The 25450-nt window shown below is 63.0% G+C and carries 28 protein-coding genes and 2 pseudogenes; 11 read left to right on the top strand and 19 right to left on the bottom strand.

What is annotated here, in order from left to right; genetic code table 11:
* Positions 1 to 13: 13 nt before the first annotated feature.
* Together D8Y22_RS15920 and D8Y22_RS15915 are read right to left on the bottom strand one after the other, a co-directional pair.
* Complete coding sequence (locus D8Y22_RS15920) at positions 14 to 1621, bottom strand: bacterio-opsin activator domain-containing protein (RefSeq protein WP_281282403.1); 1608 nt, start codon at positions 1619 to 1621, stop codon at positions 14 to 16.
* A 260-nt stretch (positions 1622 to 1881) separates the two neighbouring features.
* Positions 1882 to 2361, bottom strand: coding sequence for an RNA-binding protein (locus tag D8Y22_RS15915; RefSeq protein WP_141465676.1), 480 nt, complete (start codon positions 2359 to 2361; stop codon positions 1882 to 1884).
* Between the two features lie 232 nt (positions 2362 to 2593).
* On the opposite strand from D8Y22_RS15915, the gene D8Y22_RS15910 reads away from it, so the two are divergent.
* The gene (locus tag D8Y22_RS15910) at positions 2594 to 2887 is read left to right on the top strand and encodes a DUF7562 family protein (RefSeq protein ID WP_141465675.1); all 294 of its coding nucleotides are present in this window, start codon (positions 2594 to 2596) and stop codon (positions 2885 to 2887) included.
* An 86-nt stretch (positions 2888 to 2973) separates the two neighbouring features.
* On the opposite strand, the gene D8Y22_RS22945 is transcribed toward D8Y22_RS15910, so the two are convergent.
* The 3 genes and pseudogenes from D8Y22_RS22945 to D8Y22_RS22935 all read right to left on the bottom strand — a co-directional run.
* On the bottom strand, positions 2974 to 3453 hold the full coding sequence (locus D8Y22_RS22945; protein WP_246084474.1) for a sensor histidine kinase: 480 nt from the start codon (positions 3451 to 3453) through the stop codon (positions 2974 to 2976).
* Positions 3454 to 3468: 15 nt separating this feature from the next.
* A pseudogene (locus tag D8Y22_RS22940) lies at positions 3469 to 3564 on the bottom strand (hypothetical protein); the annotation flags it as partial.
* Between the two features lie 265 nt (positions 3565 to 3829).
* Positions 3830 to 4438, bottom strand: a pseudogene (locus tag D8Y22_RS22935) (histidine kinase N-terminal 7TM domain-containing protein); the annotation flags it as partial.
* 273 nt (positions 4439 to 4711) lie between these two features.
* Here D8Y22_RS22935 and D8Y22_RS15900 point away from each other — a divergent pair.
* On the top strand, positions 4712 to 6010 hold the full coding sequence (locus D8Y22_RS15900) for an RNB domain-containing ribonuclease (protein WP_141465674.1): 1299 nt from the start codon (positions 4712 to 4714) through the stop codon (positions 6008 to 6010).
* A gap of 99 nt (positions 6011 to 6109) precedes the next feature.
* On the opposite strand, the gene D8Y22_RS15895 is transcribed toward D8Y22_RS15900, so the two are convergent.
* Positions 6110 to 6355: a glutaredoxin family protein gene (locus tag D8Y22_RS15895; RefSeq protein WP_141465673.1), complete on the bottom strand. Its 246-nt coding sequence runs from the start codon at positions 6353 to 6355 to the stop codon at positions 6110 to 6112.
* 84 nt (positions 6356 to 6439) lie between these two features.
* Positions 6440 to 7897, bottom strand: coding sequence for an NCS2 family permease (locus D8Y22_RS15890; protein WP_141465672.1), 1458 nt, complete (start codon positions 7895 to 7897; stop codon positions 6440 to 6442).
* Between the two features lie 152 nt (positions 7898 to 8049).
* Here D8Y22_RS15890 and D8Y22_RS15885 point away from each other — a divergent pair, with 152 nt between their 5' ends.
* A complete protein-coding gene (locus tag D8Y22_RS15885; RefSeq protein WP_141465671.1) occupies positions 8050 to 8712 on the top strand; it encodes a potassium channel family protein in 663 nt (220 codons plus the stop codon).
* Between the two features lie 33 nt (positions 8713 to 8745).
* On the opposite strand, the gene D8Y22_RS22930 is transcribed toward D8Y22_RS15885, so the two are convergent.
* A complete protein-coding gene (locus D8Y22_RS22930) occupies positions 8746 to 9498 on the bottom strand; it encodes a CatB-related O-acetyltransferase (protein ID WP_141465670.1) in 753 nt (250 codons plus the stop codon).
* A gap of 321 nt (positions 9499 to 9819) precedes the next feature.
* Here D8Y22_RS22930 and D8Y22_RS22455 point away from each other — a divergent pair, with 321 nt between their 5' ends.
* The gene (locus D8Y22_RS22455; RefSeq protein ID WP_174811880.1) at positions 9820 to 10098 is read left to right on the top strand and encodes a hypothetical protein; all 279 of its coding nucleotides are present in this window, start codon (positions 9820 to 9822) and stop codon (positions 10096 to 10098) included.
* Between the two features lie 189 nt (positions 10099 to 10287).
* Entirely contained in the window at positions 10288 to 10734 is a 447-nt protein-coding gene (locus D8Y22_RS15870; protein WP_141465669.1) for a Rieske (2Fe-2S) protein, read from the top strand.
* Between the two features lie 318 nt (positions 10735 to 11052).
* On the opposite strand, the gene D8Y22_RS15865 is transcribed toward D8Y22_RS15870, so the two are convergent.
* From D8Y22_RS15865 to D8Y22_RS15850, 4 genes are all read right to left on the bottom strand, one after another.
* A complete protein-coding gene (locus D8Y22_RS15865) occupies positions 11053 to 12075 on the bottom strand; it encodes a metal ABC transporter permease (RefSeq protein WP_141465668.1) in 1023 nt (340 codons plus the stop codon).
* The gene (locus tag D8Y22_RS15860) at positions 12072 to 12809 is read right to left on the bottom strand and encodes a metal ABC transporter ATP-binding protein (protein ID WP_141465667.1); all 738 of its coding nucleotides are present in this window, start codon (positions 12807 to 12809) and stop codon (positions 12072 to 12074) included. Before D8Y22_RS15860 ends, D8Y22_RS15865 begins: the two co-directional genes overlap by 4 nt.
* Positions 12810 to 12842: 33 nt before the next feature.
* Complete coding sequence (locus D8Y22_RS15855) at positions 12843 to 13880, bottom strand: metal ABC transporter substrate-binding protein (protein ID WP_174811879.1); 1038 nt, start codon at positions 13878 to 13880, stop codon at positions 12843 to 12845.
* 63 nt (positions 13881 to 13943) lie between these two features.
* Positions 13944 to 14630: a metal-dependent transcriptional regulator gene (locus tag D8Y22_RS15850; RefSeq protein WP_141465666.1), complete on the bottom strand. Its 687-nt coding sequence runs from the start codon at positions 14628 to 14630 to the stop codon at positions 13944 to 13946.
* Positions 14631 to 14789: 159 nt separating this feature from the next.
* On the opposite strand from D8Y22_RS15850, the gene dph5 reads away from it, so the two are divergent.
* Positions 14790 to 15578: a diphthine synthase gene (gene dph5 / locus D8Y22_RS15845; protein ID WP_141465665.1), complete on the top strand. Its 789-nt coding sequence runs from the start codon at positions 14790 to 14792 to the stop codon at positions 15576 to 15578.
* Between the two features lie 20 nt (positions 15579 to 15598).
* Here the strand turns inward: dph5 and D8Y22_RS15840 are convergent, their stop codons facing one another.
* Positions 15599 to 16675 (bottom strand): alpha/beta fold hydrolase, encoded by a 1077-nt coding sequence (locus D8Y22_RS15840; protein ID WP_141465664.1) that lies wholly within the window; start codon positions 16673 to 16675, stop codon positions 15599 to 15601.
* A gap of 132 nt (positions 16676 to 16807) precedes the next feature.
* On the opposite strand from D8Y22_RS15840, the gene D8Y22_RS15835 reads away from it, so the two are divergent.
* Positions 16808 to 17236, top strand: a complete 429-nt coding sequence (locus D8Y22_RS15835; protein ID WP_141465663.1) for a hypothetical protein — start codon at positions 16808 to 16810, stop codon at positions 17234 to 17236.
* A 285-nt stretch (positions 17237 to 17521) separates the two neighbouring features.
* Here D8Y22_RS15835 and D8Y22_RS15830 read toward each other — a convergent pair whose 3' ends face one another.
* Positions 17522 to 17677, bottom strand: coding sequence for a 30S ribosomal protein S14 (locus D8Y22_RS15830; RefSeq protein ID WP_246084481.1), 156 nt, complete (start codon positions 17675 to 17677; stop codon positions 17522 to 17524).
* A 112-nt stretch (positions 17678 to 17789) separates the two neighbouring features.
* A complete protein-coding gene (locus tag D8Y22_RS15825) occupies positions 17790 to 18083 on the bottom strand; it encodes a hypothetical protein (RefSeq protein ID WP_342781900.1) in 294 nt (97 codons plus the stop codon).
* A 111-nt stretch (positions 18084 to 18194) separates the two neighbouring features.
* Between D8Y22_RS15825 and D8Y22_RS15820 the strand changes: the two genes are divergently transcribed.
* Complete coding sequence (locus D8Y22_RS15820) at positions 18195 to 19271, top strand: WD40/YVTN/BNR-like repeat-containing protein (RefSeq protein WP_141465662.1); 1077 nt, start codon at positions 18195 to 18197, stop codon at positions 19269 to 19271.
* On the opposite strand, the gene D8Y22_RS15815 is transcribed toward D8Y22_RS15820, so the two are convergent.
* Both D8Y22_RS15815 and D8Y22_RS15810 read right to left on the bottom strand, forming a co-directional pair.
* Positions 19240 to 20058 (bottom strand): hypothetical protein, encoded by an 819-nt coding sequence (locus tag D8Y22_RS15815; protein ID WP_246084472.1) that lies wholly within the window; start codon positions 20056 to 20058, stop codon positions 19240 to 19242. The two genes, D8Y22_RS15820 and D8Y22_RS15815, sit on opposite strands and share 32 nt — an antisense overlap.
* 2 nt (positions 20059 to 20060) lie before the next feature.
* Complete coding sequence (locus D8Y22_RS15810; RefSeq protein WP_141465661.1) at positions 20061 to 21296, bottom strand: outer membrane protein assembly factor BamB family protein; 1236 nt, start codon at positions 21294 to 21296, stop codon at positions 20061 to 20063.
* Between the two features lie 177 nt (positions 21297 to 21473).
* Here D8Y22_RS15810 and D8Y22_RS15805 point away from each other — a divergent pair, with 177 nt between their 5' ends.
* From D8Y22_RS15805 to D8Y22_RS15795, 3 genes are all read left to right on the top strand, one after another.
* A complete protein-coding gene (locus D8Y22_RS15805) occupies positions 21474 to 21794 on the top strand; it encodes a 30S ribosomal protein S24e (RefSeq protein ID WP_141465660.1) in 321 nt (106 codons plus the stop codon).
* A 1-nt stretch (position 21795) separates the two neighbouring features.
* Entirely contained in the window at positions 21796 to 21930 is a 135-nt protein-coding gene (locus D8Y22_RS22925) for a 30S ribosomal protein S27ae (RefSeq protein WP_246084471.1), read from the top strand.
* A gap of 107 nt (positions 21931 to 22037) precedes the next feature.
* Positions 22038 to 23714 (top strand): bifunctional N(6)-L-threonylcarbamoyladenine synthase/serine/threonine protein kinase, encoded by a 1677-nt coding sequence (locus D8Y22_RS15795; protein WP_141465658.1) that lies wholly within the window; start codon positions 22038 to 22040, stop codon positions 23712 to 23714.
* A gap of 105 nt (positions 23715 to 23819) precedes the next feature.
* Here the strand turns inward: D8Y22_RS15795 and D8Y22_RS15790 are convergent, their stop codons facing one another.
* A complete protein-coding gene (locus D8Y22_RS15790; RefSeq protein WP_141465657.1) occupies positions 23820 to 24017 on the bottom strand; it encodes a YgaP family membrane protein in 198 nt (65 codons plus the stop codon).
* A gap of 152 nt (positions 24018 to 24169) precedes the next feature.
* Positions 24170 to 25378, bottom strand: coding sequence for an MFS transporter (locus tag D8Y22_RS15785; RefSeq protein ID WP_141465656.1), 1209 nt, complete (start codon positions 25376 to 25378; stop codon positions 24170 to 24172).
* Positions 25379 to 25450: the final 72 nt, after the last annotated feature.

Raw genomic sequence — 25450 nt, 5'->3', positions numbered from 1 at the left:
AATATGTGATCACCTACTGCTCTTCGAACAACACGTCGAGGAGTTTGTTCTCCGCTTTCCGGACGTGCTGATGGAACGTCGAGGAGTTGATGTCCAGTGAAGCCGCGACGTCCTCGCCCGAACGCTCTCGCGGCCACTCGAAAAAGCCGCCGTAGTACGCCGCCTCGAGGGCCGTCTGTTGGCGAGCCGTCAGCCGATCCAGAAGCGACTGGCGCAGCTCCTGGGGTGAGCGTGCGATCTGTGGACGCTGTCGTCGCCCCACCATCTCGGCACCGGGACACGTGGTCGTTACCGCATCGACGATCTGATGTATGTCCCGACCGGGTACGGCGTGAATCTGCATGGTGAGATCCCCCTCCGCGAGTCGGAACGTCTCGAGTATGGCCCCGTGAGACGTCAGTGTCGGCAAGAGTGGCGGATCGCGCAACCGGACCTCGAATCGGGTCGCCGTATCGGTTTCGTGGAGCACCGTCGCCGATGTGACGCATTCGATCGCGTCGTCGTCGACGAGTTTCTCGACGACGGCCATGCTCTCTGCCGTGGCCGTCCCGTAGCCGAGAAACGACTCGTCGTCGAGGGCGACGACGTGCTCGAGCGCGATCGCACCATCGGCCGTGACGGGGCGATCGAACAACTGGAAGACGTTTCGGCTTCGAAACTCGAGCTCGACGATCGAATCGGTCAGTAACGCTTGTTGCTGTTCGACACTCGCGATCGCGGCACCGACGAGCCGGCCGAGCTGTTCGACCATCGTTCGCTCCCGTTTGCCGAAGGCGCGGACTCGTGCCGAGTAGATGCCAAGCGCACCGTACTGGGTCGATCCGTTACTGATGGGAACGACCGCGACCGATCGGAAGCCGTACCGCTCGGCCTCGGATCGCCAGGGCTCGAACGACGGCTCTTCGAATACGTTTCGTAAAACGTGGCTCTGCCCCGTTCTGAGAGTCTTGCCACCCGGCCCCTGTCCGGCCGGATCGTCGGGATCGGTCGTGAGTTCGATCTCCGAGAAATACCCTTCCACACCGGCCATCGACCGCGGTGTCACGTCACCTGTCGTTCGGTCAACCTCGGCGATCCAGGCGAACTCGTAGGCTTCGGATGCGGCGAGTTCCTCACACACGGTCTGCTCGATGGTCTCTCGGGTCGACGTTTCGACGATCTCGGCCGCGACCGATCTGAACAGTTCGTCGATGTCGGTGGCGTCGTGGTGCTTGTCTGCAGGGACGGACGCTCCCTCGGTTCGATCCGGCCGGGGCCACACGAACGCAGTCCGGATGCGTTCGTCCTGATACTCGTAGGCGTCGACCCGGACGATCATCGCGACATCGGTCCCATCCCTGTGTGTGAACGGCAGTTCGATCTCGCCTTCCTCGGGCCCATCCGCTCCGAACGAGGCCGCCGTCTCCAGTGATTGGCTCCGTTCGGGGACGAGTTTGCACACGTGTTTGCCGACGAGTTCGTCCGGCGAGTAGCCGACGAATCGTTCGAGCGCGGCGTTCGCGTCGACGATCGTATTCTCGCTATCGATCGTCACAACCCCAACCGGGGCGCGTTCCACCACGGTTTGATAAAATTCTGCACCAGTAGGCTGAGAGACAGATCCGGAGTCGTCAGTGTCCATTCCCTTTCGACACTCACTTTCAACGATATGAAACATGTGGCCAGCATCTCTTATTCTGATCAGATACCCATGATATGATGGGTTATATCCTTGTATACACCACCAATATCCCGATGCATTAATCGGGAATAATATCTGCACACACGAATCCGGCCTCCCGTTCGACGATCGCAGAACAATCTCCAAATATATTATATTTTAAACAAATCAAAATTCGAACTGTTAGGGGTGCGACGACAAAACGTATCAACAAAAACTCACTAGCCGGCGAACTCGTAGAGGTCGTCACCGACGTGGTGGAGCGAGTCGACGACCTTCCCCTCGTCACCCGCCATGTCGGCACCGTCGACGCGAGCGCGACCGATCGCGAGTACTTTCCCGTGAGACTCCTCGGCGATAACGACCAGATCGTCCGGCGAAATATCGTGGGTCGCTTCGGTGATGCCGGGGCGCATGATATCCGCGCCGTCGCTGACGAACGAGATGGCACCCGCATCGACGGTCACCACCCGCTTGTCGGGATCGTAGGCGTTCGCGCCACGAACCGTCAGGAACGGCTCCGAATCGAAGTACGCCACCTGCGGTTCGCCGTCGATGAGGACGACTTCCCAGTCGGTCTCCTCGAACTCGACGCGCTCGTAGGTATCGCCCTCGGCGGCGACACCCAGCTGGTCAGCAAGCGCATCTTCGAGTTCCGAGACGGCGTCGCTGCGAAGGTGGTGTCGAGATTTGACCTGCATACAGGCGCTTCCCGACGTATGCATTTAACAGATTAGTTTTGCTCCGACGGCCTCGGTGTGGCGGTGAGACATCGGGAAAGGGTATTCTCTCTCGAGTGGTGGCTCCGTCGAACGACGAGTAACCCGTCGGATCGTTGCCCACTCCAATTCGACAACTGATCGGCCAGAGAGACTGTGTTCGTGGCCGGATAGCGTGACAATTGCTAAGTATTAGCATGTCTTCCCGGCTAGTATGTGGCCCTCCCGGAACGCGAGTGAGTCGGTCACGTGTCTTGCCTGCGGCAAGCAGGTCAGCCGGTCGATGGCCCGCGAATACGACAAGCACGGTGACCGCTGGGATCGTACGGACAAGCGCTTCGAGTACTGCTGTAAATCCTGTCACGACGACCTCTGTCACTATCCGCGGGACGAACTCGAGGCGTTGTTGATCGAACTCGACGCGGGCGAAACCGATCGGGACGCGTTTCTCTCGAGCTACCTCGAGATTGTCGAGGAGCGATACGGGACGCTCGAGGAAGAGTATTGAACCGCCCAATACGGATACCGCCAGCGGGGCGACCGTGCTGTCCCGCCCGCGATCGGACAGACCAACAGCTCTCGAGGGGCCACTCCTCACGCGTCGTCGGCCGACGGACTCCGAGTCGCTGCGGATGTTCGGGACGTGGGTCCAGTGTCGAACTCGAACCGGGCACCGCCGTCGGCGCTTTCGGTAATCCGAAGCGTCCAGCCGTGGCCGTCAGCGATCTCGTCGACGATCGCGAGTCCGAACCCGGTTCCGGACCCCGACGAGGTCTCGCCGTACTCGAGGACGCGCTCGAGGTCGACCGGTTCGGTGTCGTCGATCGGTTGTCCCTCTCGAGCCAGGCGTAACACGTCCTCGATGATCGCCGCCATTCGGTCGTGAGCGAGTTCGATATCGTCGTGATACGCACAGTCGATGTCGTCGCTGGCCAGTTCGAGGTAGCCCTGGGCGACGTTCAACGGATTGCGCAGATCGTGGCTGACAACGTCCGCGAACCGCTCGAGTTGCTCGTTCGAGCGACGGATCTCGCGTTCGCGTTGCTTGCGGTCGGTGATATCCCGCGTGTTCAAGACGACGCCCTCGACGAACGGATCCTCGAGTAAGTTGCTCCCGGTCGTCTCGACATCTCGCCACTCGCCGTCGGCGGTCCGGAGCCGATACTCCGCCCGATCGACGGCGATATTCGATCTGGTTCGTCGACGCCTCGTCGCGAACGATCGGCGCGAGCTCGGGGAAAAGCCCAGTCATGTCCTGGCCGACGATGGAAGAGGGTATGTCGCGGGCGACGCTCCCTCGAGCGGCTGCGTTGGCGTCTCGGATACGGCCGGTCCCGTCGATCACGAGAAAGCCGTCGCGCATGTCTTCGACGACGGCGGTGCGGGTGACGGGAGCGATATCCAGGAGGTGATGGCGATACATTGCGACGGCGAACACGACTCCAGAGACGGTGAACGCGACGGGCGTCAGATCGAGGTTCGCTCTCGGACCCAGACCGAGCGCCCACGCAACGTTGGGAACGAACGGAACGAAGATCGCGATCAGGATGGCCACGGACTGCAAGCGGTAGACGCGTTGTGATTCGTACACCGTTTTGAGCAAGAACCCCGCGGCGACGACGACGAGGCCGTACATGAACAGAAGGGTGACGATCGCCGCCGGTTCCAGGGTTCGATCCAGAACGACGATTCCGTCGACGACGGTAGTCTCGATTGGACGTTCGTACAGGTTTCGGTACTGAGTCGCGTGCAGGACAAACCCCACTGCGGGGACGGATGTCACGGCAAGAAGGGTTCGTCGGGTGAGCCACCGTTCGTGATTCGAGTACGCGACGGCGAAGGCGAATACCGAGGCCACCACCAGAATCGCGCTGGCGAAGGCGATGACCAACCAGAGCCGTTTCATCGGCAGTTCGACGCTCAGCAACTGCAGCGCGTACGCTCCGGACCAGAGCGCAGCCCCGGCGTTCAGACCGACGAACGCCCGAACGCTCGGTTCATCCATCGCGTCCGACCGAGTCACCACGGTGTAGAGGGCCAACGTACCGGCAATAACCATCGCCAGAAACAGCACGCCGATATACGGGAGGAGATGGGGCGGATACTGCCAGGACATGTCGCCGGGTTCGTCCCCGTCTTTCCCTCGGACCCATATACCCGTTCTGGCTGACTCACGGCCGGTCGAGTTATACGGTTTCCTGTCAGTCAGTTCGGGTGCAACTGCGACTCGGGCGGTGGGTGGGCCGGGAGATCGGGACAGTAATCGGTATCGGTCACAGTAGACCGTACCCATCCCGACACGACTTTCACCCTTTCGTCCGTACCCCACCGTATGAGCGACGACGCACAGGCCGAAGCCGGCACGGCCGAAGGGCAGGGCCCCGTCGAGATCTCCGAAGACCTCGCGCGCCACCTCGAGAACAAACGCGAGGAGCTGTTCGAGAAGTTCGAGATTCCCGACGGCTTCCCCCCCGAGGTACTCGAGGAAGCCGAGGAACGCACGGACGGCGTCGAGGCCGAAATTCAGGACGAGATCGACGAGCGGGAGGATCTGCGCGACCTGACGACCTGGACGACGGACCCGATCGACGCCCAGGACTTCGACGACGCCATCTCGATCGAAGAACGCGAGGACGAGTACGTTCTTTGGGTCCACATCGCCGACGTAACTCACTACGTCAATCCCGACACCGCGATGTGGGACTCGGCCGTCCAGCGATCCAACACGGTCTATCTCCCCGGCTATACGATTCACATGCTGCCACCGGTGCTGGCCGAGACGGTCTGTTCGCTGGTTCCCAACGAGGATCGACTCGCCCACACCGTCGAGATGCACCTCGACAAGGAGACCCTGAGCTACGAGAACATCGAGATCTACAAATCCGTCATCGAATCCGACGAGCGTCTGACCTACTCCCAGGCCGAGAACCGCCTCGAAGATCCCGACGCGCCGCTGCATGAGGAGAACAAACTGGTCCACCAGGTCGCCGATCGGATGCACGAAATCCGCAAGGAGGACGGCTCGCTCGTCCTGAACCCCGCCCGCGACCGCGCCCACACCATCATCGAGGAGTGCATGCTCAAGGCCAACAAGGCCGTCACGCACGAACTCATGTGGAATCGCGGCGTCTCTGCGATGTATCGGGTCCACCCACAGCCCAGTCCCGACGAGTGGTCCGAAGCCCTCCAGGAGATTCAGGACCTCGATGGAGTCTCGATTCCCGGCAGCGCCTGGGACGATCCGCGAAAGGCCGTCAACGCGACGCTCGAAGAGGCTCCTGCGCGCCAGCTCGACAAGATCCAGTGGGCCGTCATGAAGGTCATGCCTCGCGCGAAGTACATGGACGACCCCTTTGGCGGCCACCACGCGCTGAACTTCGAAATCTACGGTCACTTCACGAGCCCCATCCGCCGGCTCTCGGATCTGATCAATCACTGGATCGTCTACCAGAACGACGTTCCCGAGAACCTCGTGGAACTCTGTGACCGCGCGAGCGACAAGCAGAAAGACGCCGAACAGTGCGAACGCGAGTACAAGAACTTCCTTCAGGAAGTGGGCCTCGATCCGATGGCGGTCAACAACCGTGGAATCGAGGTCGTGGAGGAGGGGGAAGCCGAGAAAACGCTGTAACGGTAGCAGCCTCGCCGAACGTCGCTGTTTGCAGAGACAACAGGGCGAGTGCCTCGAGACTCGCCTCCGAGGTGCGTCACCGTTTCGCTCCCGTCGGTTCTACGCGTACGTCTCTTCGAGGAAGTCGACGATATCGTCGCTCTCGTGCATGCCGTCGACGCCGTGAGCGTCGTCGATGATAACCGGAACGCCGGTTTGGCCGCTAACCGCCTCGACTTCCGTTCGCTCGCTGTGAGAGCGCGGCACTTCGATGATGTCGTACTCGAGCTCGAGTTCGTCGAGTTTGGAGCGGACTTTCGCACAGTACGGGCAGCCTGGAAGTTCGTAGATCGTGATATCTGCCATACTCGTCGTAGAGGCGAGAGACCCAAGAGTGCACCGGTCGCAGAGCCGATCGGCAATCGAACCGTGAGAACGGAGACCCGACTCTTAGAACGTCACGACGCCAGCCTCGGTGGCGAAGTACGCGACGAAGTAGCAGACGAAGGTGATTGCCAGTACCCACTGACCGAACGAGACGTCTCGAGCGTCGCCGATGGCGGTCTTGAGCAGCGGGTAGCTGATGATGCCGGCCGCGATGCCGTTGGCGATCGAGGCCGTCAGCGGCATGATCGTGATCGTTAGGCCGCTCGAGATGAGCCAGACGGGGTCTTCCCAGTCGATGTCGGCGACGCCTTGCAGCATGATGATGCCGACGACGACAAGCGCGAGGTAGGTCGCGTACTGGGGAATCGCCTGCATGATGGGGACGGTCACGAGTGCGATGCTGAACAGGACGGCGACGACGAGTGCCGTAAAGCCGGTGCGGCCACCCTCCTCGACGCCGGTCGAGGACTCGATGTAGGTCGTCACCGTCGAGGTGCCGATCATCGCACCGACGGTGGTCCCGACGGCGTCGGCCATGAGCGGTTCGTCGATGTCTGGGAGATTACCGTCGTCGTCGAGAAAGCCGCCGAACTGCGCGACGCCGATCAGCGTCCCTGCCGTGTCGAAGAAATCCACGAAGAAGAACGTAAAGACGACGAGAGCAAACACGAGCGGGTCGTCTCCGATCATACCGAGTCCGTCGACGAAGCCCCAGAACAGCGGCGTCACGTCGTACTGAACCGAGAGGAGCAACGAGAGCAGCCCTTCGTTTGCGATGTCCTCGTAGGCACCATCCGGCGTGAGCACGCCCGGCCGAACGATGCCAAGCAGCGTCAGCGCCCAGCCGGCGATCGCGGTCGTGAGGATGCCGATGACGATCGACCCCCGAATGCCGCGGGCGTAGAGGAAGAACGTAAAGCCGAGTCCGACAACCGACAGCGCCGCAACCGGGCTCTGGATGGCGTTACCGAGCTCGACCAGAGTTCCGGACGGGAGGCCGTCGGCGTCGACGTACGGGACGACGAGATCCATCTCCTGGAGACCGAGAAAGAGCAGGAAGATCCCGATACCGGCGCCGACGGCGAACTTCACCGGCTCGGGGAACAGTTCGATGATGTACTCACGGGCACCGACCGCCGTCAGTGCGATGAAGATGATTCCCTCGACGAAGACTGCAGCGAGTGCGAGCTCCCACGGAACTCCGAGGACGATCACGACGGTGTACGTAAAGAAGGCGTTCAATCCCATGCCCGGCGCCAGGCCGAACGGCCGATTCGCGTAGAACGCCATCACTGCCGTCGCGACGATCGACGCGATGATCGTCACGATCGCGAGCATCTGAAACACCTCGCCCTGGTCGTACCCCTCGATGACGATCGCATCGCTTAGGATCGCCGGATTGACCACGATGATGTAAGCCATCGCGAGAAACGTCGTCAACCCCGCAAGCGCTTCCGTCCGATAATCAGTGTTGTGCTCCTCGAAACCGAAGTACGCCGCGACCGACTCTATTGCCCCCATGTTGGACGCTCGAGCGTAGCTACACCAGGGAGTTAAGTATTCCCGTCTCCGATCTCGGGTTGTTGTCCACGGCTGTGCATATGTTGGTCACTCGAGCGGCGGCTGGGCGTCGGGACCAACGTATTTGCCTTCGGAGCGCGTACGACGATATCATGATATTCGTTATCGTGGGGTATGGTCGGGTCGGCGCTCGAACTGCACGGATTCTCTCCGAAGAAGGACACGACGTGACGGTCGTCGACGACGACGACGACCGTATCGACCGCGCCACGAGGACGGGGTTCGACGCGACCTCGGGCGATGGTGCCGACGAAGCGACTCTCCTCGAGGCCGGTATCGACGAGGCCGACGCGATCGGCGCGTTCACACCCGATCTCAACGTCAACTTCGCCGCCTGTATGGTCGGTACGCACTACGACTGTCGGACCGTTCTTCGGATCGACGAGGATTATCGTGAGGACATCTACGAGAAGTACGCCCAGGATGTCGACGAGATCATCTATCCCGAACGACTGGGCGCTGCCGGCGCGAAAACTGCGCTGCTCGGCGGCGATTTCAACGTCGTTGCCGACCTCGCTACCAACCTCCAGTTGACCGTCCTCGAGATCGATACGGAGTCGCCCGCCGTCGGCAAGCGGATGAGCGAACTCGATCTCCCCAACGGTGCGCGAATATACGCCCACGGTCGCGCACGCGAATCACTAACCATCCCGCTTCCTGGCACCGAACTCGAGGCCGGTGACGAAGTCGCGGTGATCACCGAGACGGAGAGTACTGACGAGGTTCACTCGCTGCTTACCACCGCACGTCCGTAAGTGCCGACGCCCGGTCGCAGGCGGGGTCGGCGACTACCCAAACGGCGTCTCCGTCGAGCTGGCCGTTGGCGTGGCCGTCGAGTCGCCGTGGAACTCGGCGACTGTCGGTACGTCGTCTGGGTCCTCGAGCGTCCGTTCGAAGAATGCTCGCCGGTTTCGAAGCGTCGATTCGTCCCAGTGCCACCACTCGAGGTCGAGCAGTTTCTCCCGGATCGGTTCCGAAAACCGCCATCCGACTCGTTCGGCCGGCACGCCGGCGACGACGGCGTAGGGGTCGACGTCGTCGGTGACGACCGCTCCGGCACCGATAACAGCGCCATCGCCGATCGAGACGCCCGAGAGGATCGTGGCCCGTGTCCCGACCCAGACGTCGTTACCCACCGTGATCGGCCCCTCGGAAGTTGGCGCAAGGTCGCTATCCAGAACCTCGTCGTAGAACCGAATCTGCATCGACGCGCGATCCATCTCGTGATTTGGCTCCTGGAACGTGGTCTCTCTGGCGATCGCACAGTAGTTCCCGATCGTCACGTCGCCGACGAGTTCACAGTGGGGCTCGAGGTTCGTTCTCCGGCCGACGGCGACGGTCCCGTTGAGTAGACACCCACGGCTCACCCGCGTTCGAGGTGCAAGCGAGACACGCCCGCGGAGCAAACACCCCTTCGCGATCCGGGCCGAGGACGCGACCTCGAGCGTCGTCGAGTCGCTGTACCGACTGAGCAGTTCCCGTGCGACGGCAGGGTAGCCAAGCAGTGACAGCGATCGGTTCACCACGGTGGCGAGTGTCACGGTGGTCCAACGTCCCACCAGCCGAACATATATAGTTCATCGACCAGTGTTGGATACTCACGATACTTGACATCCTCCCCGCGCTAAACAGTAGTTGCCGAAGTGCCTGAAAGACAGTTTTCTCCGGTGACATCCTATTTAGAACATGGTCATTACTACCGAGGCACGGCAAGTCTGCCGTGCCGTAGGTCGCTGCTGTATCCTGCTCTGGACTTCGGAACGAAGCCTAACGGCACCTACCCGAGTGAGGACTTCTCCAGAGTCCTCACTCGGAGCGCATTCCACCGTGAGTTCACGAACACCAGTGCTAGACACCTCCAGTTGGCTCGGGGCGAAGAGCTGAACCTCGAAGACCGAAGCCCGCTCTCGAAGTCGCTGCTGTACCACCTTGGTGAGATGGATGCGGATGCCATCGACGACCAGTTCGATGGCATCCGCATCCATCTCACCAATAAAGACGCGGGTTTCCGCCTTGCATTCATTATGAGTTACGTAGCGTACGAGCAGGCGGTTTTCGAAGGGGAGCAAAAGCGAGGGTATCGAGCCCTCGCCGGCCGCGGATCCCAACCGCGGAAGTCGTTGGGGATGGGGATGGAATGACAAGCGGGTGGGGGTCTGCCTCCAGACGAAACCATCTGGATGGGCAGTATGTAATTATTGGTGATAGCTAATAATTCTTTCGATGAGTATCGATCGATTACGTGTTGGCTAGCATCGCGGGGCGTTTCGAGGCGGATAATCGCGTCGCAAACGTGAACCGTTTTGAGCGTCCAGCACCGATACCGTCGTATGCACCAGCTAACGACCGTACAGACGGTCTACGAGGCCGGGTCGTGGCTGTTTACGGTCCGGGACCAGTACGGTGAGCTCGAGGAGGTGGTTCTCGTCCCCTGTGAGGACACCGTGGAACACGATTCCACGAGTAGTCGGCCAGGGTCGGACGACGGCGTCGAGGCGTGGATCAATCGCTGTACGCACGAATCGCAGCGATTCGACACGGGCGACGGTGCCCCGATTCGGAACGGCCAGCTTATCTGTCCGCGACACGGCTCGCTGTTCGACTCGTGTTCGGGCGACTGTGATAACGGCGAGGCCGCCGGGACGACGCTGCCGTCGGTCAATATCTCGGTCACCCACGACACGATCTATCTCACCGACGACGACGTTACGTTCGCCCACGAGGGCGGCATCGACGAGGACGAGGGGCCGGACTCGACATCGCATATCTCCTTCTGATCGCCAGGATTTCGGCCGGTCACGGACCGTGTGTCCTTTCCCACGAGACGATATAGTACTTGTATATTTTGCTGGCTAATAAAATAATTTGGTGCGTCTAATTCCGAGAGGAAAATTCACTGGCGGGGACTGACCGGACTCCACAGCCATAACTCCTGTTGGCCCGTCGTTGCCAGTTGCGGTGCTACCAGAGCGGCTCACCGAGCCCGGACCAGCTGTAGAGGGCGATCGCGACGATGACGGTCATCACGCCGGTCGTGACGTTCCAGTAGGACGAGAGGCGGGTCCTGCCGACGACCGCGATTTGACTGATGGCGCTCAGTCGGCAGTCTGTTCTTCGGCGGTTGCATGGATATCGCCCACCGTTTTTCGATTCGACTGAACTTTCCCGAGGAGGACAGCCCCGACGTAGAGTGCAACGGCGACGAGGACGATCGTCCCGCCCGCGGTGGCCTCGTACTGGAACGAGAGCGTGATTCCTACGAGCACGGCGAGTTCGGCGAGGATAATCGACGCCAGCAACGCCTCCCGGAAACTCCGGGCGAGCTGGGCCGCGCCGGCAACCGGGACGACCAACATGGCTGCGACGAGGATCACGCCCATAATCTGCATCGCGCCGACGACGACCATCGCGGTGAGCATCGTCATGATCCGATTGTACCAGGGAACGTTGAGGCCGGCGACCCTGGCGGCGGTCTCGTCGAAGGTCACGTACAGCAACTGCTTGTACGTGGTTCCGACGACGAGCGTGACGACCAGAAAGAGGCCGATCAGGATCATCGCGTTCGACCGCGAGACCGTCGCGAGGTTCCCGAACAGGTACTGGTTGATCCCGACGGCGAGCCCGCCGGCGTTGAGGCTGATCAGTACGGCCCCCAGTGCGAACCCGGTCGAGAGGACGATCGCCATCGAGACATCGTTGTAGGCGTCGGTAACCTCCGAGATCAACTCGATCGCGAGCGCAGCGATCATTGCGACGACGACGGCGGTAAGATACGGCGAGATACCCGTCCCCAGCACCGCGTTGACGAACAGTCCGACCGCGACGCCGGCGAAGGCCGTATGTGCGAGCGCGTCACCGATCAGCGCGAGTTGACGGTGGACGAGGAAGGTTCCGATCAGCGGTGCCATCACCGCGATCAGGACCCCGACCAGAAACGCCCGGTGCATGAACCCGTACTGGAGCATTTCGATGCCGGCGGCGTCGCCAACGGCCGACAGCAGATCGCTCCAACGATCGATGAGCCAGCCGATAGCACCCGTCGGCAAACCGGTCACACTAGGAACGACGAGGCCATCGACGCTCGCGATTGTCAGCGTCGATGTCGGTGACGGCGTCATGGTGTCACTTCTCCTCGCTGGGTTTCGATGCCGTAGGCCCGCTCGAGCGCGTCGCTATCGACGAACGCGCCGGGTGGACCGTCGAAGTACAATGTCCGGTTGAGACAGAGTACGCGACCGGTGTGCTCGAGGACGGCTTCGATGTCGTGTTCGACGAGCAGGATCGTCATGCCGTCGTCGTTGAGTCGATCGAGCAGGTCGAAGAAGTCCTCGATGGATTCCGCGTCGACGCCGACGGTCGGCTCGTCGAGAACGAGCAAGTCTGCCTCGCTGGCGAGTGCCCGTGCGATGTATGTCCGCTGGCGCTGACCGCCCGAGAGCTTCGTAATCTTCCTACCGGCGAGGTGATCGATCCCTACCGTCCGGAGGGCTTCTCGCGTGCGCCTGCGATCGTCGGAGCCGACTCGCCCGAAGCCTGCATGGGGAAATCGCCCCATCAGGACGACCTCCTCGACGGTGATCGGCATCTCTTTCGTGTTCTCCGTGACGTCCTGAGCGACGTAGCCGACGCGTTCGCGGTCGACGAAGGCTCGAGACGGCTGGCCGAACAGTTCGATGGTTCCCTTGTCGGGTTCGTACAGTCCCAGGATCAACTGGAGAAGCGTGCTCTTGCCGGAGCCGTTCGGCCCAATGACGCCGACGTACTCCCCTTTCTCGACGGTAAACGATGTGTTTCGGACCACGGGACTTGCGGTGTATCCAAACGAGACATCCTCGACCGATATGTGTGTCATTATGATGGGGTTTGCTGGTGGGTGGAGATTGTGTCAGTCGAAGTTGCGCCACTCCTCACCGAGGGTCGTCTCCGACGGATCCGCTGCGTCGAGAACGATCTCGAACGTCGGCATGTTGATATTACGAGCGATGTCGAAGTAACCCCAGCCTTGGTCGACCCACTCCTCTCTCGTTCCGGCGTAGGGGGTCACGGGATAGTACGCCTCGGCATTGGTCTCGTCGACTAACTGCTTTGCCCAGGAGTTAGGCTCGAAGATCGCTGCTCCGATGTACTGGATGTCGTGTTCGGCGATCATGTCTTCTGCGTACTGCATGTCACTCGTCCGGACATCGTCGGCCGCGGCGAGGTTCGCGATCAACGGCTGGATCGTCGTGGCGTATCGCTGGCCGAGGTACTCGAAGGCGTTGTGTGCCGCCAGGAAGACGTATTCTCGCTCTGCCTCCTCGAAGATCGCCTCCCACTCCGCGTCGAGTTCGTCTAACTCGCCTTTGAGTTCGTCGGCGTTGTCGGCGAACTCGCCCTCGTGGTCGGGTGCGACCTCGGCGAGCCCGTTCGCGATGTTGTCGACCGCGTGTTTTGCCAACTCCGGATCGAGCCAGAAGTGGGGATCTTTCCCCCCCTCGATTTCCTCGTCGTCCTCCACGGTCTCGGCGAGGTCGAGCAGTTCGACTCCCTCTCGAGCGTTGATGAGGTGGGTATCTGCACCGTCGTCCTCGACCGTTTCGATCGCCCGATCGGCCCAGGGCTGGAAGTCCGGACCAACGTGGATGAACGCGTTGGCATCGACGATGTCCTGTGTGATCGTCGGGTCCGGCTCCCAGCCGTGGCCGTGGAGGCCAACGGGAACGAGATTGTCGACCGACATCGGCGTTTCGTCGGCGATCTGCCGGGTAAAGTCGTAGAACGTAAAGAACGACGCGACTGCGACGTTCTGATCCTCGGGGTCGTCGTCCGAAGCACCCCCGATACATCCAGCCAGACCGGTCGCGAGCGCTCCCACACCGAAGGCAGTGAATCGTCTGCGCGACACGCTACGTGTGCCATCTCGCTGCGATGGAGTATCACTCATCACTCTCCCGTTTAGTGGACCGGTATTTGAATTTTATGACTCAAATCTATAGATTAGATCACTCTAAAAACCATTCTCATTCCGCGGTGCTGCTCGAGCGCCGAGTCGTCGTGCGACGTACGTCGGTAACGAGACGGGCTGGCCGTCGGACGTGGGAACGACGGTAACGAGATCGATCGGCGAAATCTCGTCGACGGTGAGGCGCGTTCCCGGCCCAATTCCGTGTCGAGACAGGTACTCACGAATATCCGGATCGCGATGTGGTACCTGGTCGACGACGACGGTCTCACCGACCTCGTATTCGGTAAGCGGTGTGTATGGCGACTCCTCCGGCATCGAAAGCTCCGCGTCGGGGATTGGATCCCCGTGTGGGTCCATCGACGGCTCGCCGAGAAACGCCTCGAGCCGTCGGGCCAGTTCGTCGCTGACGTGGTGTTCGAGTCGGTCGGCATCGTCGTGAACCTCCGACCACGAGTAGTCGAGACACTCCATCATGAACGTCTCCAGCAGGCGGTGGTTCCTGACGAGACGCAAAACGACCTCCTCGCCCCGGTCGGTCAACTCGACGCCCCTGTACGGCGTGTAGTCGACGACCCCGCGTTCGTCGAGCGTATCGATCATACTCGAGACTGAGGGGGACGTTACACCCAGTTCCTCGCTGATCTCGGCGGTACGAACTGGCCGCTGGTGTCCGTCCTCGAGATGATAGATCGCTTTGAGATAGTCCTCCGCGATCGGACTGAGATCCATCAGACGACTATTGTCCGACAGAGAATAATAAGTTTACTATACACAACTATATATTTAGGTCCAGCTAACTCATGTATTGTAGTGCTGCCAGTTCGCCGACGAATCGTCTCGGGCGCCACGACTCGAAACCTTCTACCGATGTCTCACACTACAACGGGTATGCTCACCTTCATCGGTCTGGGGCTCTACGACGAGCGCTCGATAACCGTCGAGGGCCAACGGGCGTTGCGGGACGCCAACCGGGCCTACGCCGAGTTCTACACCAGCGAGTTGATCGGGACGAGCGTGGCCGACCTCGAGTCCCACCACGATGTCGATATCGAGGTCCGAGACCGAGCCGGTGTCGAGCAACGTCCCGAGGATATCCTCGACGCCGCCGAGGACGAGGACGTCGCCTTCTTGACCGCCGGCGATACGATGATCTCGACGACCCACGTCGATCTTCGATTGCGAGCCCACGAGCGCGGGATCGAGACACGGGTCGTCCACGGGATCACCGCCCAGACGGCGACGAGTTCACTGACCGGCCTCCAGAACTATCGCTTCGGCAAGGCGACGACGCTGCCCTTTCCCTACGCCCACGGCGCCGACGGCCTCCCCGCGAGCGTCACCGAAACGATCGACGACAATCGCGCCGACGGCCTCCACACCGTCGTCTACCTGGACATCAAGATCGGCCACGACCGCACCGACGCAGACGAGTATATGACCGCCGACATCGGTGCCGAACTGCTCGCCGAAGAGTACCCGGACCTCGTCGGCGTCGTCGTCGCCCGTGCCGGCAGCCCCGATCCCCTCGTCGAGGCCGGGACGATGACCGATCTCGCCGACCGCGACTTCGGCGACCCGCTGCACCTGCTCGTGGTGCCGGGCGACTGCCACCTCTTAGAGGCCGACGCGCTGGTCGAACTCGCCGGCGCCGACCGCGACACACTCGACATCGTCTGACCCTGGACCGATCCACACCCTCACTCGAGGACATCCTCGAGACGCCGTCTAAAATCGCCGGGCACCTCGACGTGGGGCGTGTGGCCGGTGTTGCCGAAGACGACTTCCTCGAACTGGCCGCCGCGGTCGGCGTAGCGTTCGAAGACGGCTCGCGTCTGATCGACCATCGGCTGGGGTGGAAAGACATCTTCGCCGGGCCAGCCCGGGACTTCGCCCATTCGTCCGAGCGCGCCGAGGTCGAACAGCGATTCGTTCGAGACGATCTGGTCGGCGTCGCCGCGAATCCACAGGATCGGTGGTTTCGCGTCGGCGTCGATCTCGGTGATCGCCTCGAGGTCGCAGTACTTCGGCGAAATAGCGTTGTTGACCCCCGTTTCGCCGGGTGCAACGCCGGGCCAGTTCTCGCTCGGGACCGACGACCCAGGGTAGTGCTCGTCGCCGGTAGTCGTATCGAGCATGCCCGTCAGATACGACTCCTCGCGATCGGAATCGAAGGTGTAGGAGGGGGCGACGTAGTACGTTCGGAGGATCTTTCGGGGGGACGCTTCGCCTTCCTCGCTGCGATCGCGAGCCCCGAGTGCCTCGACGAACGGATCGTTCCCGATCCCGCCGCCGGAGCCGGCGTAGTCGTCGAAACACGGCGTTCCATCGAGGTCTTTCGTCCCGCCGAATCCGTACGGCGAGACGGGGTTGACAAGCACCAGCGAGTCGACGTCGTCGGGCTGTTCGATCACGTAGCGCATCGCCACGCCGCCGCCGTTGGACCATCCGACGAGCGTCAGCGGCACCTCGAGTTCGAGCGCATCGACCAGCGATCGGAGGTCCTGCTCGAATCCCCCGAAGCCGTTCGTCGCGTCGACCGGCTTTCGTTCCGAGTCGCCGTACCCTCGAAGATCGGGTGCGATAGCGTGGTACCGATCGGGGAGCGCGGCCATTACGTCCTCGAAAAACCGAGATGACGAGACGTTGCCGTGGACGAATACGACCGTGCCCTCGCCGTCGTCGGACCCAGACTCGAGATAGTGGGTCTCGAGGCGGTCGGTGTCGACAACGCGTGATTGGACGCCCTCGAGCGTCGTGGCTCGCGTTCGTGTCATGGTGGGCGTTACCACGTCACCTGTGATATATTGTGGGCCGCCACGAAACTATAGAATTTCAGAAACGTGCGTGCGCGTCGGCGATCGGTCGAAATCCGAATCGTTACCGAGGATGCTCCGAAACGAGGTGGTATGCACAGCAGGGACCGTATCCGTCGGACGCTCGCCGGCGGCGGCGCACTCACGCTGGCGATGGTCGTCGTATTGCTAGCGATCGCCGACGTACCGACGGCGCCGGCCCAACTTCTCCCGATCGCGTGGTTCGGCGTCGGCGGCGCCCTCGTGATTCTCGCCGGCCGCCGCGATCGTCTTTCGCTCGGGACCGTCCGCGTCGGCTGGCCGCGCGTCGCCGCCGTCGGACTGGCACTGCTGGCGATCGGCTCGAGTACGCTCGGGTTCGTGCAGTTGCTGGTCGGTACCGGTGGCTGGGGACTCGCCCAGGCCGCGATCTCGCTGCTCGTCTCGTTCGTCCTGGCCGTCGGTGCACTCGAGTGTCTGCTCGGTGGCGTTGCCATCGACGAGGATGCGTTCGACATCGAGTCGCCCTATAATGACGACTGATACGGATTGCTGTAACGATTTACCGGCGAAACCGCAGACGGGTCGCGGTTTCGGCGGTAACGACTTACAGTAAACCGTATGAAACGATTTACACCTGATCGCACAGCCCACTCACGAGTCACGCCGTTCCCCGTTCGCCGTTCCGCGGTTCTCGCTCGTGCTGTTCGCTCGGAACCGCGCGTTCGTCGTGCGATCAGGTGTGCATTGACTTGCAGTGGCTACGATAGCCGTTGCTATCGTGGTGTCGTCGCCGATACCGACGACGCGTCCGAACACCTCGAGCGATCAGTCGTACTTTCGAAACCCCATGTCTCGAGCCATCTCACGAAACGACTGTCGGCAGAGCCAGATATCGTACTTGCCGATCAGTCCCTGTTCGCGGCCGGTCGCGCGACAGACGCGCGTCTGGCCCAGTTTCGTCCGGGTCGCTGTCGGTGGAATTGCCCACGGTATCCCCGACCGACGGTTGCCATCGACAAATGGATTGCCAATTCTGGAGGGCGTGTTGTTAAAACGACTGCGTCCGAACTCGAGACGGCGCTGCGAGCCACTCTTAGTCGGAAAATAGCGCCGAGTAGCGGTTCGTCGGACTCGCCGCCGAGTCCCCCTCGAGTTCGTCGGCGAGCAACGATTGGATTCGCGTTCCGGCTCGTTTGGCGCCGATGATATTGCGAGCGAACGGCCCGAGTACGTGCTCGGCGGCCACACCGGTGACGGCGGTCCGCGACGGCGTGCCGTCAGCTCGCCGCCATCGCAACGTCTCGTCTTCGAGGATCGGTATGTCACGGTAGCCGGTTTGCAGGTCCGTCTGCTGGCGGAGTCGGCGAAACAGCGCGCCGAACGCCACCGCCAACGATCGTAACGATCGTTTCGATCACTGTTGCTTGGTTATTTCCGTTGCTACTCGGCGGGTGGCCAGGCAGCCAAGCGGTTTGTACGAGCGGATCGTACGGTCGGTATGGCAAGCGTCTACGCCGCACTCAGGGATCGGTTGCTCGTCTGTCGATCCCCAGGGGAAGCCGGTGGCGACGGCTGGGGGACCGAAACTCGTCTCGAGGGCCACGACCTCGAGTGTGTCGTCGCCTCGAACGACGCGCCCGATAGCGCGTTCGTCGGCACGTTCGATGACGGCCTGTTCAGAACGACCGACGGCGGCGAGACGTTCGAACGGCTCGAGACCGACGCGGTGTTCGACAGCGAGGCGGTGACGTCGCTTGCGATCAGTCCCCACGACGCCGACGTGGTCTATGCCGGCACCGAACCGAGCCGCGTCTACTGCAGTACGGACGGCGGCGATTCCTGGACCCACCTCGAGGGAATCGTCGATCTCCCCTCAGCCAACGAGTGGTCGTTCCCGCCGCGGCCACACACCCATCACGTCCGCTGGCTCGAGGTCGATCCGTTCGATCCCGACCGTCTCTACGTCGGGATCGAGGCGGGCGCGTTCGTCTACAGCGACGACGGCGGCGAGACCTGGCACGAACGACCCGAGGGTTCGCGCCGGGATAATCACACGCTCGCGACCCACCCCGACCGCGAGGGGCGTGTCTACACCGCCGCGGGCGACGGCTACGCCGAGAGCGACGACGGCGGCGAGTCCTGGGTGCATCCACAGGCCGGCCTTGAGCACACCTACTGCTGGGGCCTCGCTCGCGACCCTGGCGATCCCGGATCGGTGATCGTCTCGAGCGCTAGCGGCGCCTCGAGCGCCCACACGGCCGAGCGCGCCGAGTCGTACGTCTACCGACGATCCGCGGCGGGAGACGAGGACGCCGCCGATACGGCCTGGGAACGACTCGAGGATACCGGGCTCCCGACGGGCGAGGGTGTCGTCCGCGCGGTCTTCGGGACGACCGGCGAGGGCGGCGTCGTCTACGGACTCTCCAATCGGGGGCTGTTCGTCTCCGAGGACTTCGGCGGTCGCTGGGAGCGAGTCGACATCGACTGGGCCGACGAACTCGAGAGTCAGACTCCACGCGGACTCGCAGTGGTGTCGGCGTCGCTCACTCGTCGCCCTCGAGACCGAGTACGGTAACGATCGTCACGGCGTGGAGGGGCGCGACGATGGCCGTGCTAAGCAACGCGCCGACGCTCGAGACGCCGGCGAGCAGCCACGCGCCGAGGCCGAACGCGAGCACGAGGCCGAAGATACCCCAGCCACGTCCAGCGATCCGACGGGAGCTCTCCGTAATGGCGGTCGGCAGTCCGCGACCGGCGACGAGCAAGCCGGGAACGGCGAACAGCCGCACCATGACGAGGAGATAGAGCGCGAGTATCGGGAGGCCCCACCACAGCCCCATCCCCTGCAGGGCGTCGATCGAGCCGAACAGTCGTTGTGCCAGGTCGATAGCGAGCGCGAATCCAAACAGCGACCCGGTCGCCGCGAGCCACGGCTCCCGACCCATCGCTCGAGCCATCGTATACGCGCCGGCAGCGGCAACCGCCAGCAGCGGGAGGACGTAGCTAGCGATCCCCCAGACCAACAACTGCGGGTAGAGGTCGACCAGCGACTCGAGCGACACCGCCGTCTGGGTAACGCCGGTCGGATAGCCGGCGAACTCGATCTGTACGTCGAGGGTGGCTCCGTCGAACGCCGTTTGCTCGAGGGTCGGGATGGGATCCTGTCGGCGCAGCCAGTCGAGTGCGGTAAGGGCGACTCCGACGAGGAAAAACGGGACGAGCAGCCACGGATCACGGCGAACGTGTCTGCCCGCTCGCACGAGTGGATGGGACGGATCCTCCAGCGTCCGCGAGTTCTCGAACTCGTCAGCGGGTGTGGTCTCGGTGTCGCCGTCGGTGTCTGGCGTCGAATCGTCGGTCATGGTTACGTGGCCTCCTCGAGTGCGAGAATGCGCTGGTTTTCGACGACGTAGCAGACGCCGTCGCCGAAGATCGGCTGGGAGAAGCCGGCCCCGTCGTCGTAGGCGAGTAGGGACTCACCGGTCTCGGCGTCGAACGCCAGTAGCTCGTCCCACCGAAAATCGCCGAGGTAGACGACGCCGTCGGCGACGACAGGATTCGTCTGGAAACTGTACTCGGTATCCGCGGTCCAGCGTTCGGTGCCCTCCTCAAGGTCGATCGCGTGCAGGCTTCCCTCGCCGTCGGTGCAGAACACGGTTCCCTCGGCGACGGCGACCCTGCCGTCGTCCGCGTTCCCGTCGTGGGTGTACTCCCATCGCACGTCGCCGTCGGCGTGTCCGAGCAGCGATACCTGCCGATTGCCGGGCACCAGCACGCCCTCGGGGGTCGCCGTCGGCGGGAGGAGATCGATCTGCTCTAAGCCGGTGGCCCAGCGTCTGGTCCCCGATTCGGCGTTGATCGCGGCGACAGTCGTCGGCAAGCCGACGAGGTAGACGGTGTCGTCCCAGACCACTGGTCGATAGGGTGTGGCCAGCGGGAGCTCGTCGATCGAAAACTCCCACTCGAGGTCGCCGCTGCTGGCGTCGATCGCCACCGCGCGGTGGGCGTTGGGCGCGATCGCGTACACCGTCTCGCCGTCGGTCACGGGCGGTCGAGTCGTCGGGTCGGACCGGAACGGCGTGTCGAGACCGCGGCCGACGCTTCGCCACCGCTGGCTGCCGAACTCGAGGCCGAACAGCTCGTAGCCGCCGCCGGCGTTTAGCCCGTCGATGCTGTCGGGGCTACTGACCGCGAGCGTATCGGTTCGATACGCACTCGCTTCGGCGTGGGCCGGCGCTGAACGGAACGCGCCCGATCGGGTGAACTGAACGTCGCCCGTCTCACGCTCGAGGGCGATAATCGAATCGCGGCCGGTCGCAAACAGCGTGTCGCCGGCGAGGATCGGGGCTTGCCAGGCGAACTCGCCATGGTCGATTTCGTATTCCCACCGCACTCGAACGTCGTCTGTCGGCCCCGAGGCATCGGGGTTGTAGCCGGTCCCCGCGGCGTCGTAGCGGACCATCGGCCAGTCGACCGTCTCTGTGAATGCCGTCGACACCGCCGAATTCGGCTCCGGGCCGTCGACGACCGCCCGCACGCTGTCGGCCAGTCCGGCGGCGACGAGACCGCCGGCTGCGAGGACGCTGCGTCTGGAGGGCATCGCTCGAGTGATCTCTCGAGTGACGTGAATATCTTTCTATACGACGAGGACGACCGATACGTGACGCGAGCGCTCGATCGCTCCCGCGCTGGCGGCGGCGACCGATCGATCCGCGGTGGGGTGCTTCGAAATCCTTTTAGGCGCTACACGGGGATAGTAGAGTAACTGAGTGATATCATGGATATCGACATCATCTCCGAAACGGAGAATCCCATGTTGCATCGGACCGACGTCACCTTCGAACTGACCCACGACGAGGCCACGCCCGAGCGTCTGCAGGTTCGGGACAGTCTCGCCGCCAAACTGAACAAGGACGCCGACGAGGTCGTCGTTCGCGCCCTCAAGACGAAATTCGGCATGCGAAAGACCGTCGGCGAAGCAAAAGTGTACGAGACCGCCGACAACGCCCGCGATGTCGAGCAGGACCACATGCTCGAGCGTAACAAGATCGGTGTCGACACCGAGGACGACGCAGACGTCGAAGCGGAGGAAGCCTAAGATGGCCCGCTACGATCTCTACGGCGACGACGGATCCGTCGAGGGCGAGCAGTGTCCCCGCTGTGGCGACACGTTCCTCGCGGACCATGGCGACCGCCAGCACTGCGGTCAGTGTGGCTACACCGAGTGGGCGTAACGAGCGAGTGACTGCGCTCGACTCGTGAGACGGACTGCTGTACGTCGTTTTCGGCGCGTTCGCAACCCACTGTCCGAGTGCGCCGAGAAATAGTTACACCAGACCGTATGAGCCACACACGAATACTCGGTATCGAAGGCACCGCCTGGGCCGCCAGCGCGGCCGTCTACGACACTGCGGCCGGCATCGATGCCGTTTTCATCGAGACCGATGCCTACGAACCGGAGAGCGGCGGCATTCACCCGCGCGAGGCCGCCGAACACATGCACGACGCGATCCCCCGCGTCGTCGAGCGAGTCCTCGAGCACGCCCGGGAGACGTTCGACGGTCCCGACTCGGAACCGCCGGTCGACGCCGTCGCGTTCTCTCGGGGCCCCGGACTCGGCCCTTGCCTGCGCATCGTCGCGACGGCGGCCCGTGCGCTGAGCCAGGCCCTCGCGGTCCCGCTGGTCGGCGTCAACCACATGGTCGCTCACCTCGAGATCGGACGCCACACCGCCGCCTTTGGCTCGCCGATCTGTCTGAACGCAAGCGGCGCGAACGCCCACTTGCTCGCGTATCGGAACGGTCGCTATCGCGTCCTCGGGGAGACGATGGACACCGGCGTGGGCAACGCCATTGACAAGTTCACCCGCCACGTCGGCTGGTCCCATCCCGGCGGACCGAAAGTCGAGGCGGCGGCCGACGACGGCGAGTACATCGATCTTCCCTACGTCGTCAAGGGGATGGACTTCTCCTTTTCGGGGATCATGAGCGCGGCCAAACAGCGCTACGACGACGAGATTCCCGTCGAGGACGTCTGCTTCTCGCTGCAGGAGACAATCTTCGCCATGTTGACCGAGGTCGCCGAGCGCGCGCTATCGGTGACCGGTCGCGACGAGCTCGTCCTCGGTGGCGGCGTCGGCCAGAACGCCCGCCTGCGGGCGATGCTCGCGTCGATGTGTGCCCAGCGCGGCGCCGACTTTCACGCGCCCGAGCCGCGATTCCTCCGGGACAACGCCGGGATGATCGCCGTCCTCGGCGCGGAGATGTACGCGGCCGGCGACACGCTCGCCATCGAGCACTCTCGGGTCGATCCGAACTTCCGCCCCGACCAGGTGCCGGTGACCTGGCGTGAGGGCGACGATCGCACGCGCGCTGACCGACTCGAGGCCGAACGCGAGATCCGCGGTGCCGAAGCCGTCGTCGACCTCGACCCCGCGAGCGGGCGAGCGACGAAGCGTCGCCGACCGAAGCGCTACCGCCACCCCGAACTCGACGAGCGCCTTCGCCGCGAGCGGACGACCCTCGAGGCACGCCTGACGAGTCTCGCTCGCCGCGAGGGCGTGCCGACGCCGGTTCTCTCGGACGTCGACCCTCACGACGCGCGCCTCGAACTCGAGTACGTCGGCGAGGCCGACCTCCGAGACGCGGTCTCGATCGAGCGCGTTCGGACCGTTGGCCGTCACCTCGCGACCATCCACGAGGCCGGCTTCGTCCACGGCGATCCGACGACGCGAAACGTTCGCGTCGGCAGTGGCGGGGGCTCGAGCACCCGCTCGACGGCCAGCGGCGAGCGAGACCGCACGTGGCTCATCGACTTCGGTCTCGGCTATCACACCGATCACGTCGAGGATTACGCGATGGATCTGCACGTCTTCGAGCAGAGTCTCGTCGGGACCACAGACGACCCCGACCGGTTGTGCGAGGCCGTCCGCGATGGCTATCGCGAGGTCGGCGACGAGCAAGTACTCGAGCGCCTGCGTGCGGTGGAGAATCGCGGCCGATACGTCGTGGACTCGTAGCGTATCGTCCCAGGACGCCCGTCTCAGACGGATCGGTGTCGCGTTGTCCCGGTCATCGCTCAAGCGGATCCAGCGATGACCGGAACGGACCGACATCAGCCCGTATCAAGTGGTGTCGATACCGAGAAGGTGATTGCCGCCGCAGTACCGCACCAGCGCGTTTTGGAGGAGTCCGGCGCCAGCGATGGCAGCGACGAGCGCTCGCTCTCGCTTGTCGTCCCGGTAGGCCGCGAAGGCGACGACGAGCCAGATGCCGAGGACGCCACGAACGATACGATCGAGTCCGCCGACGTTTCGTTGCATACTGCTCCGAACGAGGTCGTCGTCGATAACCGTGGTGCCGCATATCTCTGCTTGCTTTATATAGCGGCTCCGCTCTGGCGTGGCAACTCTCGAGTGGGTTCGGATCGGTACTGGACGGGGTCGACGCCGCCGGTCTCGATGGATCACTCGAGTTATCGCCGGAGGAACGGATACGCGAGTAGCCCCGAAGCGAGGATCAGTAGGCCGAAGCCAAGGATGAGGGTGCGGTAGCCAGTCGTCGACGTCTCGAAGGCGGTCTCGGCGAGGAACGTAAACGCGACCGGGCCGAGGGTCTGACCGAGACGGAGGACGCTCGTTCGCATTCCCATCATGCCGGCTCGGAGCCGGTTCGAAACGAGGGTTACGATCGTCGTATCGACCGACGGCATGACAATCCCGAAGCCGACGCCGAAGGCGAGCAGGGAGAGGCCGACGAAGATCGGCGACGGCGCGATCCAGAGGCCGAGCAGGCTGATCCCGTAGGCGACGAAGCCGAGTGCGACCAGTTCGGGCGCGGTTCGCCACTGGGAGATCCGGCCGTACTGCGAGGAGACGGTGGCGCTAGCGACCGCGACCATCGAGAGCGTCACGCCGATCTCGCCAGACGTGAGTGCAAATTCGTCGCTGAGTAACAACGGCAGCGCCGTCTGAACGGCCCCGTAGAAGACGAAAAAGATGACGAAGATCGCCACGAAGATGGCGGCCGCCTGCGGATCGGTGGACACGTCTCGTAGCCGACGGATATACGTCCGAACGTCGGTCGACTGTTGGCCGTCGGGTTCCGGAAGGACGACGAGCGCGAAGACGCCGACGAGGATGCCGACCCCGAAAAACAGGAACGGCACGTTCCACCGGATCCCCGCCAGCCCGCCGCCGATCAACGGATACAGCGCCGCGCCCGTGCCGAGCATGCTCGAGTTGACGCCCATGACGGCGTTCTGACGGCCGCCCTCGTAGACATCGCCGATCAGGGTAACCGCGAGCGTGACGAGCGCGCTCGCGCCGATCCCCTGGAGGAACCGAAGCGCCAGTAGTTCGGTGAAGGAGGTCGCCAGCGCCATCCCCGCGCCCGCGGCGCCGAAGATGAACAACAGAGGGATGATGACGCGCCGCCGCCCGATCCGGTCCGCGATCAGGCCGATAAAGGGCGTCAGAAATACGCCCGGAAGCGTGTAGGCTGTGATGACGAGTCCGATCTGGGCGTCCGACACGTCGAAGACGGCCTGTAGCTGTGGCAATACCGGGCTGATGAGCGAGACGCCCATCACGCCCATCAGCGAACTGCTCAGGATGACGTAGAACGTTCCGGAGTCCCAGGGGATCGTCCTCGAGTTCGATTCGTCGGTAGCTGTCCCGTCCATCGGAGAGCGTCGTACGTGCAACCAGAGCGGAGAGTCAGGTCAACGTATGGGTTCGTTACCCAGGTTACCGGA

It is taken from the genome of Salinadaptatus halalkaliphilus (genome assembly GCF_006543045.1).
Taxonomy (GTDB): domain Archaea; phylum Halobacteriota; class Halobacteria; order Halobacteriales; family Natrialbaceae; genus Salinadaptatus; species Salinadaptatus halalkaliphilus.
This window is presented reverse-complemented; position numbering and strand designations above follow the sequence as displayed.

Bases quoted from the DNA above. Each gene is read 5' to 3' on its own strand.
- D8Y22_RS15920 (WP_281282403.1), bottom strand. From the start codon at position 1,621: ATGGACACTGACGACTCCGGATCTGTCTCTCAGCCTACTGGTGCAGAA.
- D8Y22_RS15915 (WP_141465676.1), bottom strand. From the start codon at position 2,361: ATGCAGGTCAAATCTCGACACCACCTTCGCAGCGACGCCGTCTCGGAA.
- D8Y22_RS15910 (WP_141465675.1), top strand. From the start codon at position 2,594: ATGTGGCCCTCCCGGAACGCGAGTGAGTCGGTCACGTGTCTTGCCTGC.
- D8Y22_RS15900 (WP_141465674.1), top strand. From the start codon at position 4,712: ATGAGCGACGACGCACAGGCCGAAGCCGGCACGGCCGAAGGGCAGGGC.
- D8Y22_RS15895 (WP_141465673.1), bottom strand. From the start codon at position 6,355: ATGGCAGATATCACGATCTACGAACTTCCAGGCTGCCCGTACTGTGCG.
- D8Y22_RS15890 (WP_141465672.1), bottom strand. From the start codon at position 7,897: ATGGGGGCAATAGAGTCGGTCGCGGCGTACTTCGGTTTCGAGGAGCAC.
- D8Y22_RS15885 (WP_141465671.1), top strand. From the start codon at position 8,050: ATGATATTCGTTATCGTGGGGTATGGTCGGGTCGGCGCTCGAACTGCA.
- D8Y22_RS15870 (WP_141465669.1), top strand. From the start codon at position 10,288: ATGCACCAGCTAACGACCGTACAGACGGTCTACGAGGCCGGGTCGTGG.
- D8Y22_RS15865 (WP_141465668.1), bottom strand. From the start codon at position 12,075: ATGACGCCGTCACCGACATCGACGCTGACAATCGCGAGCGTCGATGGC.
- D8Y22_RS15860 (WP_141465667.1), bottom strand. From the start codon at position 12,809: ATGACACACATATCGGTCGAGGATGTCTCGTTTGGATACACCGCAAGT.
- D8Y22_RS15855 (WP_174811879.1), bottom strand. From the start codon at position 13,880: ATGAGTGATACTCCATCGCAGCGAGATGGCACACGTAGCGTGTCGCGC.
- D8Y22_RS15850 (WP_141465666.1), bottom strand. From the start codon at position 14,630: ATGGATCTCAGTCCGATCGCGGAGGACTATCTCAAAGCGATCTATCAT.
- dph5 (WP_141465665.1), top strand. From the start codon at position 14,790: ATGCTCACCTTCATCGGTCTGGGGCTCTACGACGAGCGCTCGATAACC.
- D8Y22_RS15840 (WP_141465664.1), bottom strand. From the start codon at position 16,675: ATGACACGAACGCGAGCCACGACGCTCGAGGGCGTCCAATCACGCGTT.
- D8Y22_RS15835 (WP_141465663.1), top strand. From the start codon at position 16,808: ATGCACAGCAGGGACCGTATCCGTCGGACGCTCGCCGGCGGCGGCGCA.
- D8Y22_RS15820 (WP_141465662.1), top strand. From the start codon at position 18,195: ATGGCAAGCGTCTACGCCGCACTCAGGGATCGGTTGCTCGTCTGTCGA.
- D8Y22_RS15815 (WP_246084472.1), bottom strand. From the start codon at position 20,058: ATGACCGACGATTCGACGCCAGACACCGACGGCGACACCGAGACCACA.
- D8Y22_RS15810 (WP_141465661.1), bottom strand. From the start codon at position 21,296: ATGCCCTCCAGACGCAGCGTCCTCGCAGCCGGCGGTCTCGTCGCCGCC.
- D8Y22_RS15805 (WP_141465660.1), top strand. From the start codon at position 21,474: ATGGATATCGACATCATCTCCGAAACGGAGAATCCCATGTTGCATCGG.
- D8Y22_RS22925 (WP_246084471.1), top strand. From the start codon at position 21,796: ATGGCCCGCTACGATCTCTACGGCGACGACGGATCCGTCGAGGGCGAG.
- D8Y22_RS15795 (WP_141465658.1), top strand. From the start codon at position 22,038: ATGAGCCACACACGAATACTCGGTATCGAAGGCACCGCCTGGGCCGCC.
- D8Y22_RS15790 (WP_141465657.1), bottom strand. From the start codon at position 24,017: ATGCAACGAAACGTCGGCGGACTCGATCGTATCGTTCGTGGCGTCCTC.
- D8Y22_RS15785 (WP_141465656.1), bottom strand. From the start codon at position 25,378: ATGGACGGGACAGCTACCGACGAATCGAACTCGAGGACGATCCCCTGG.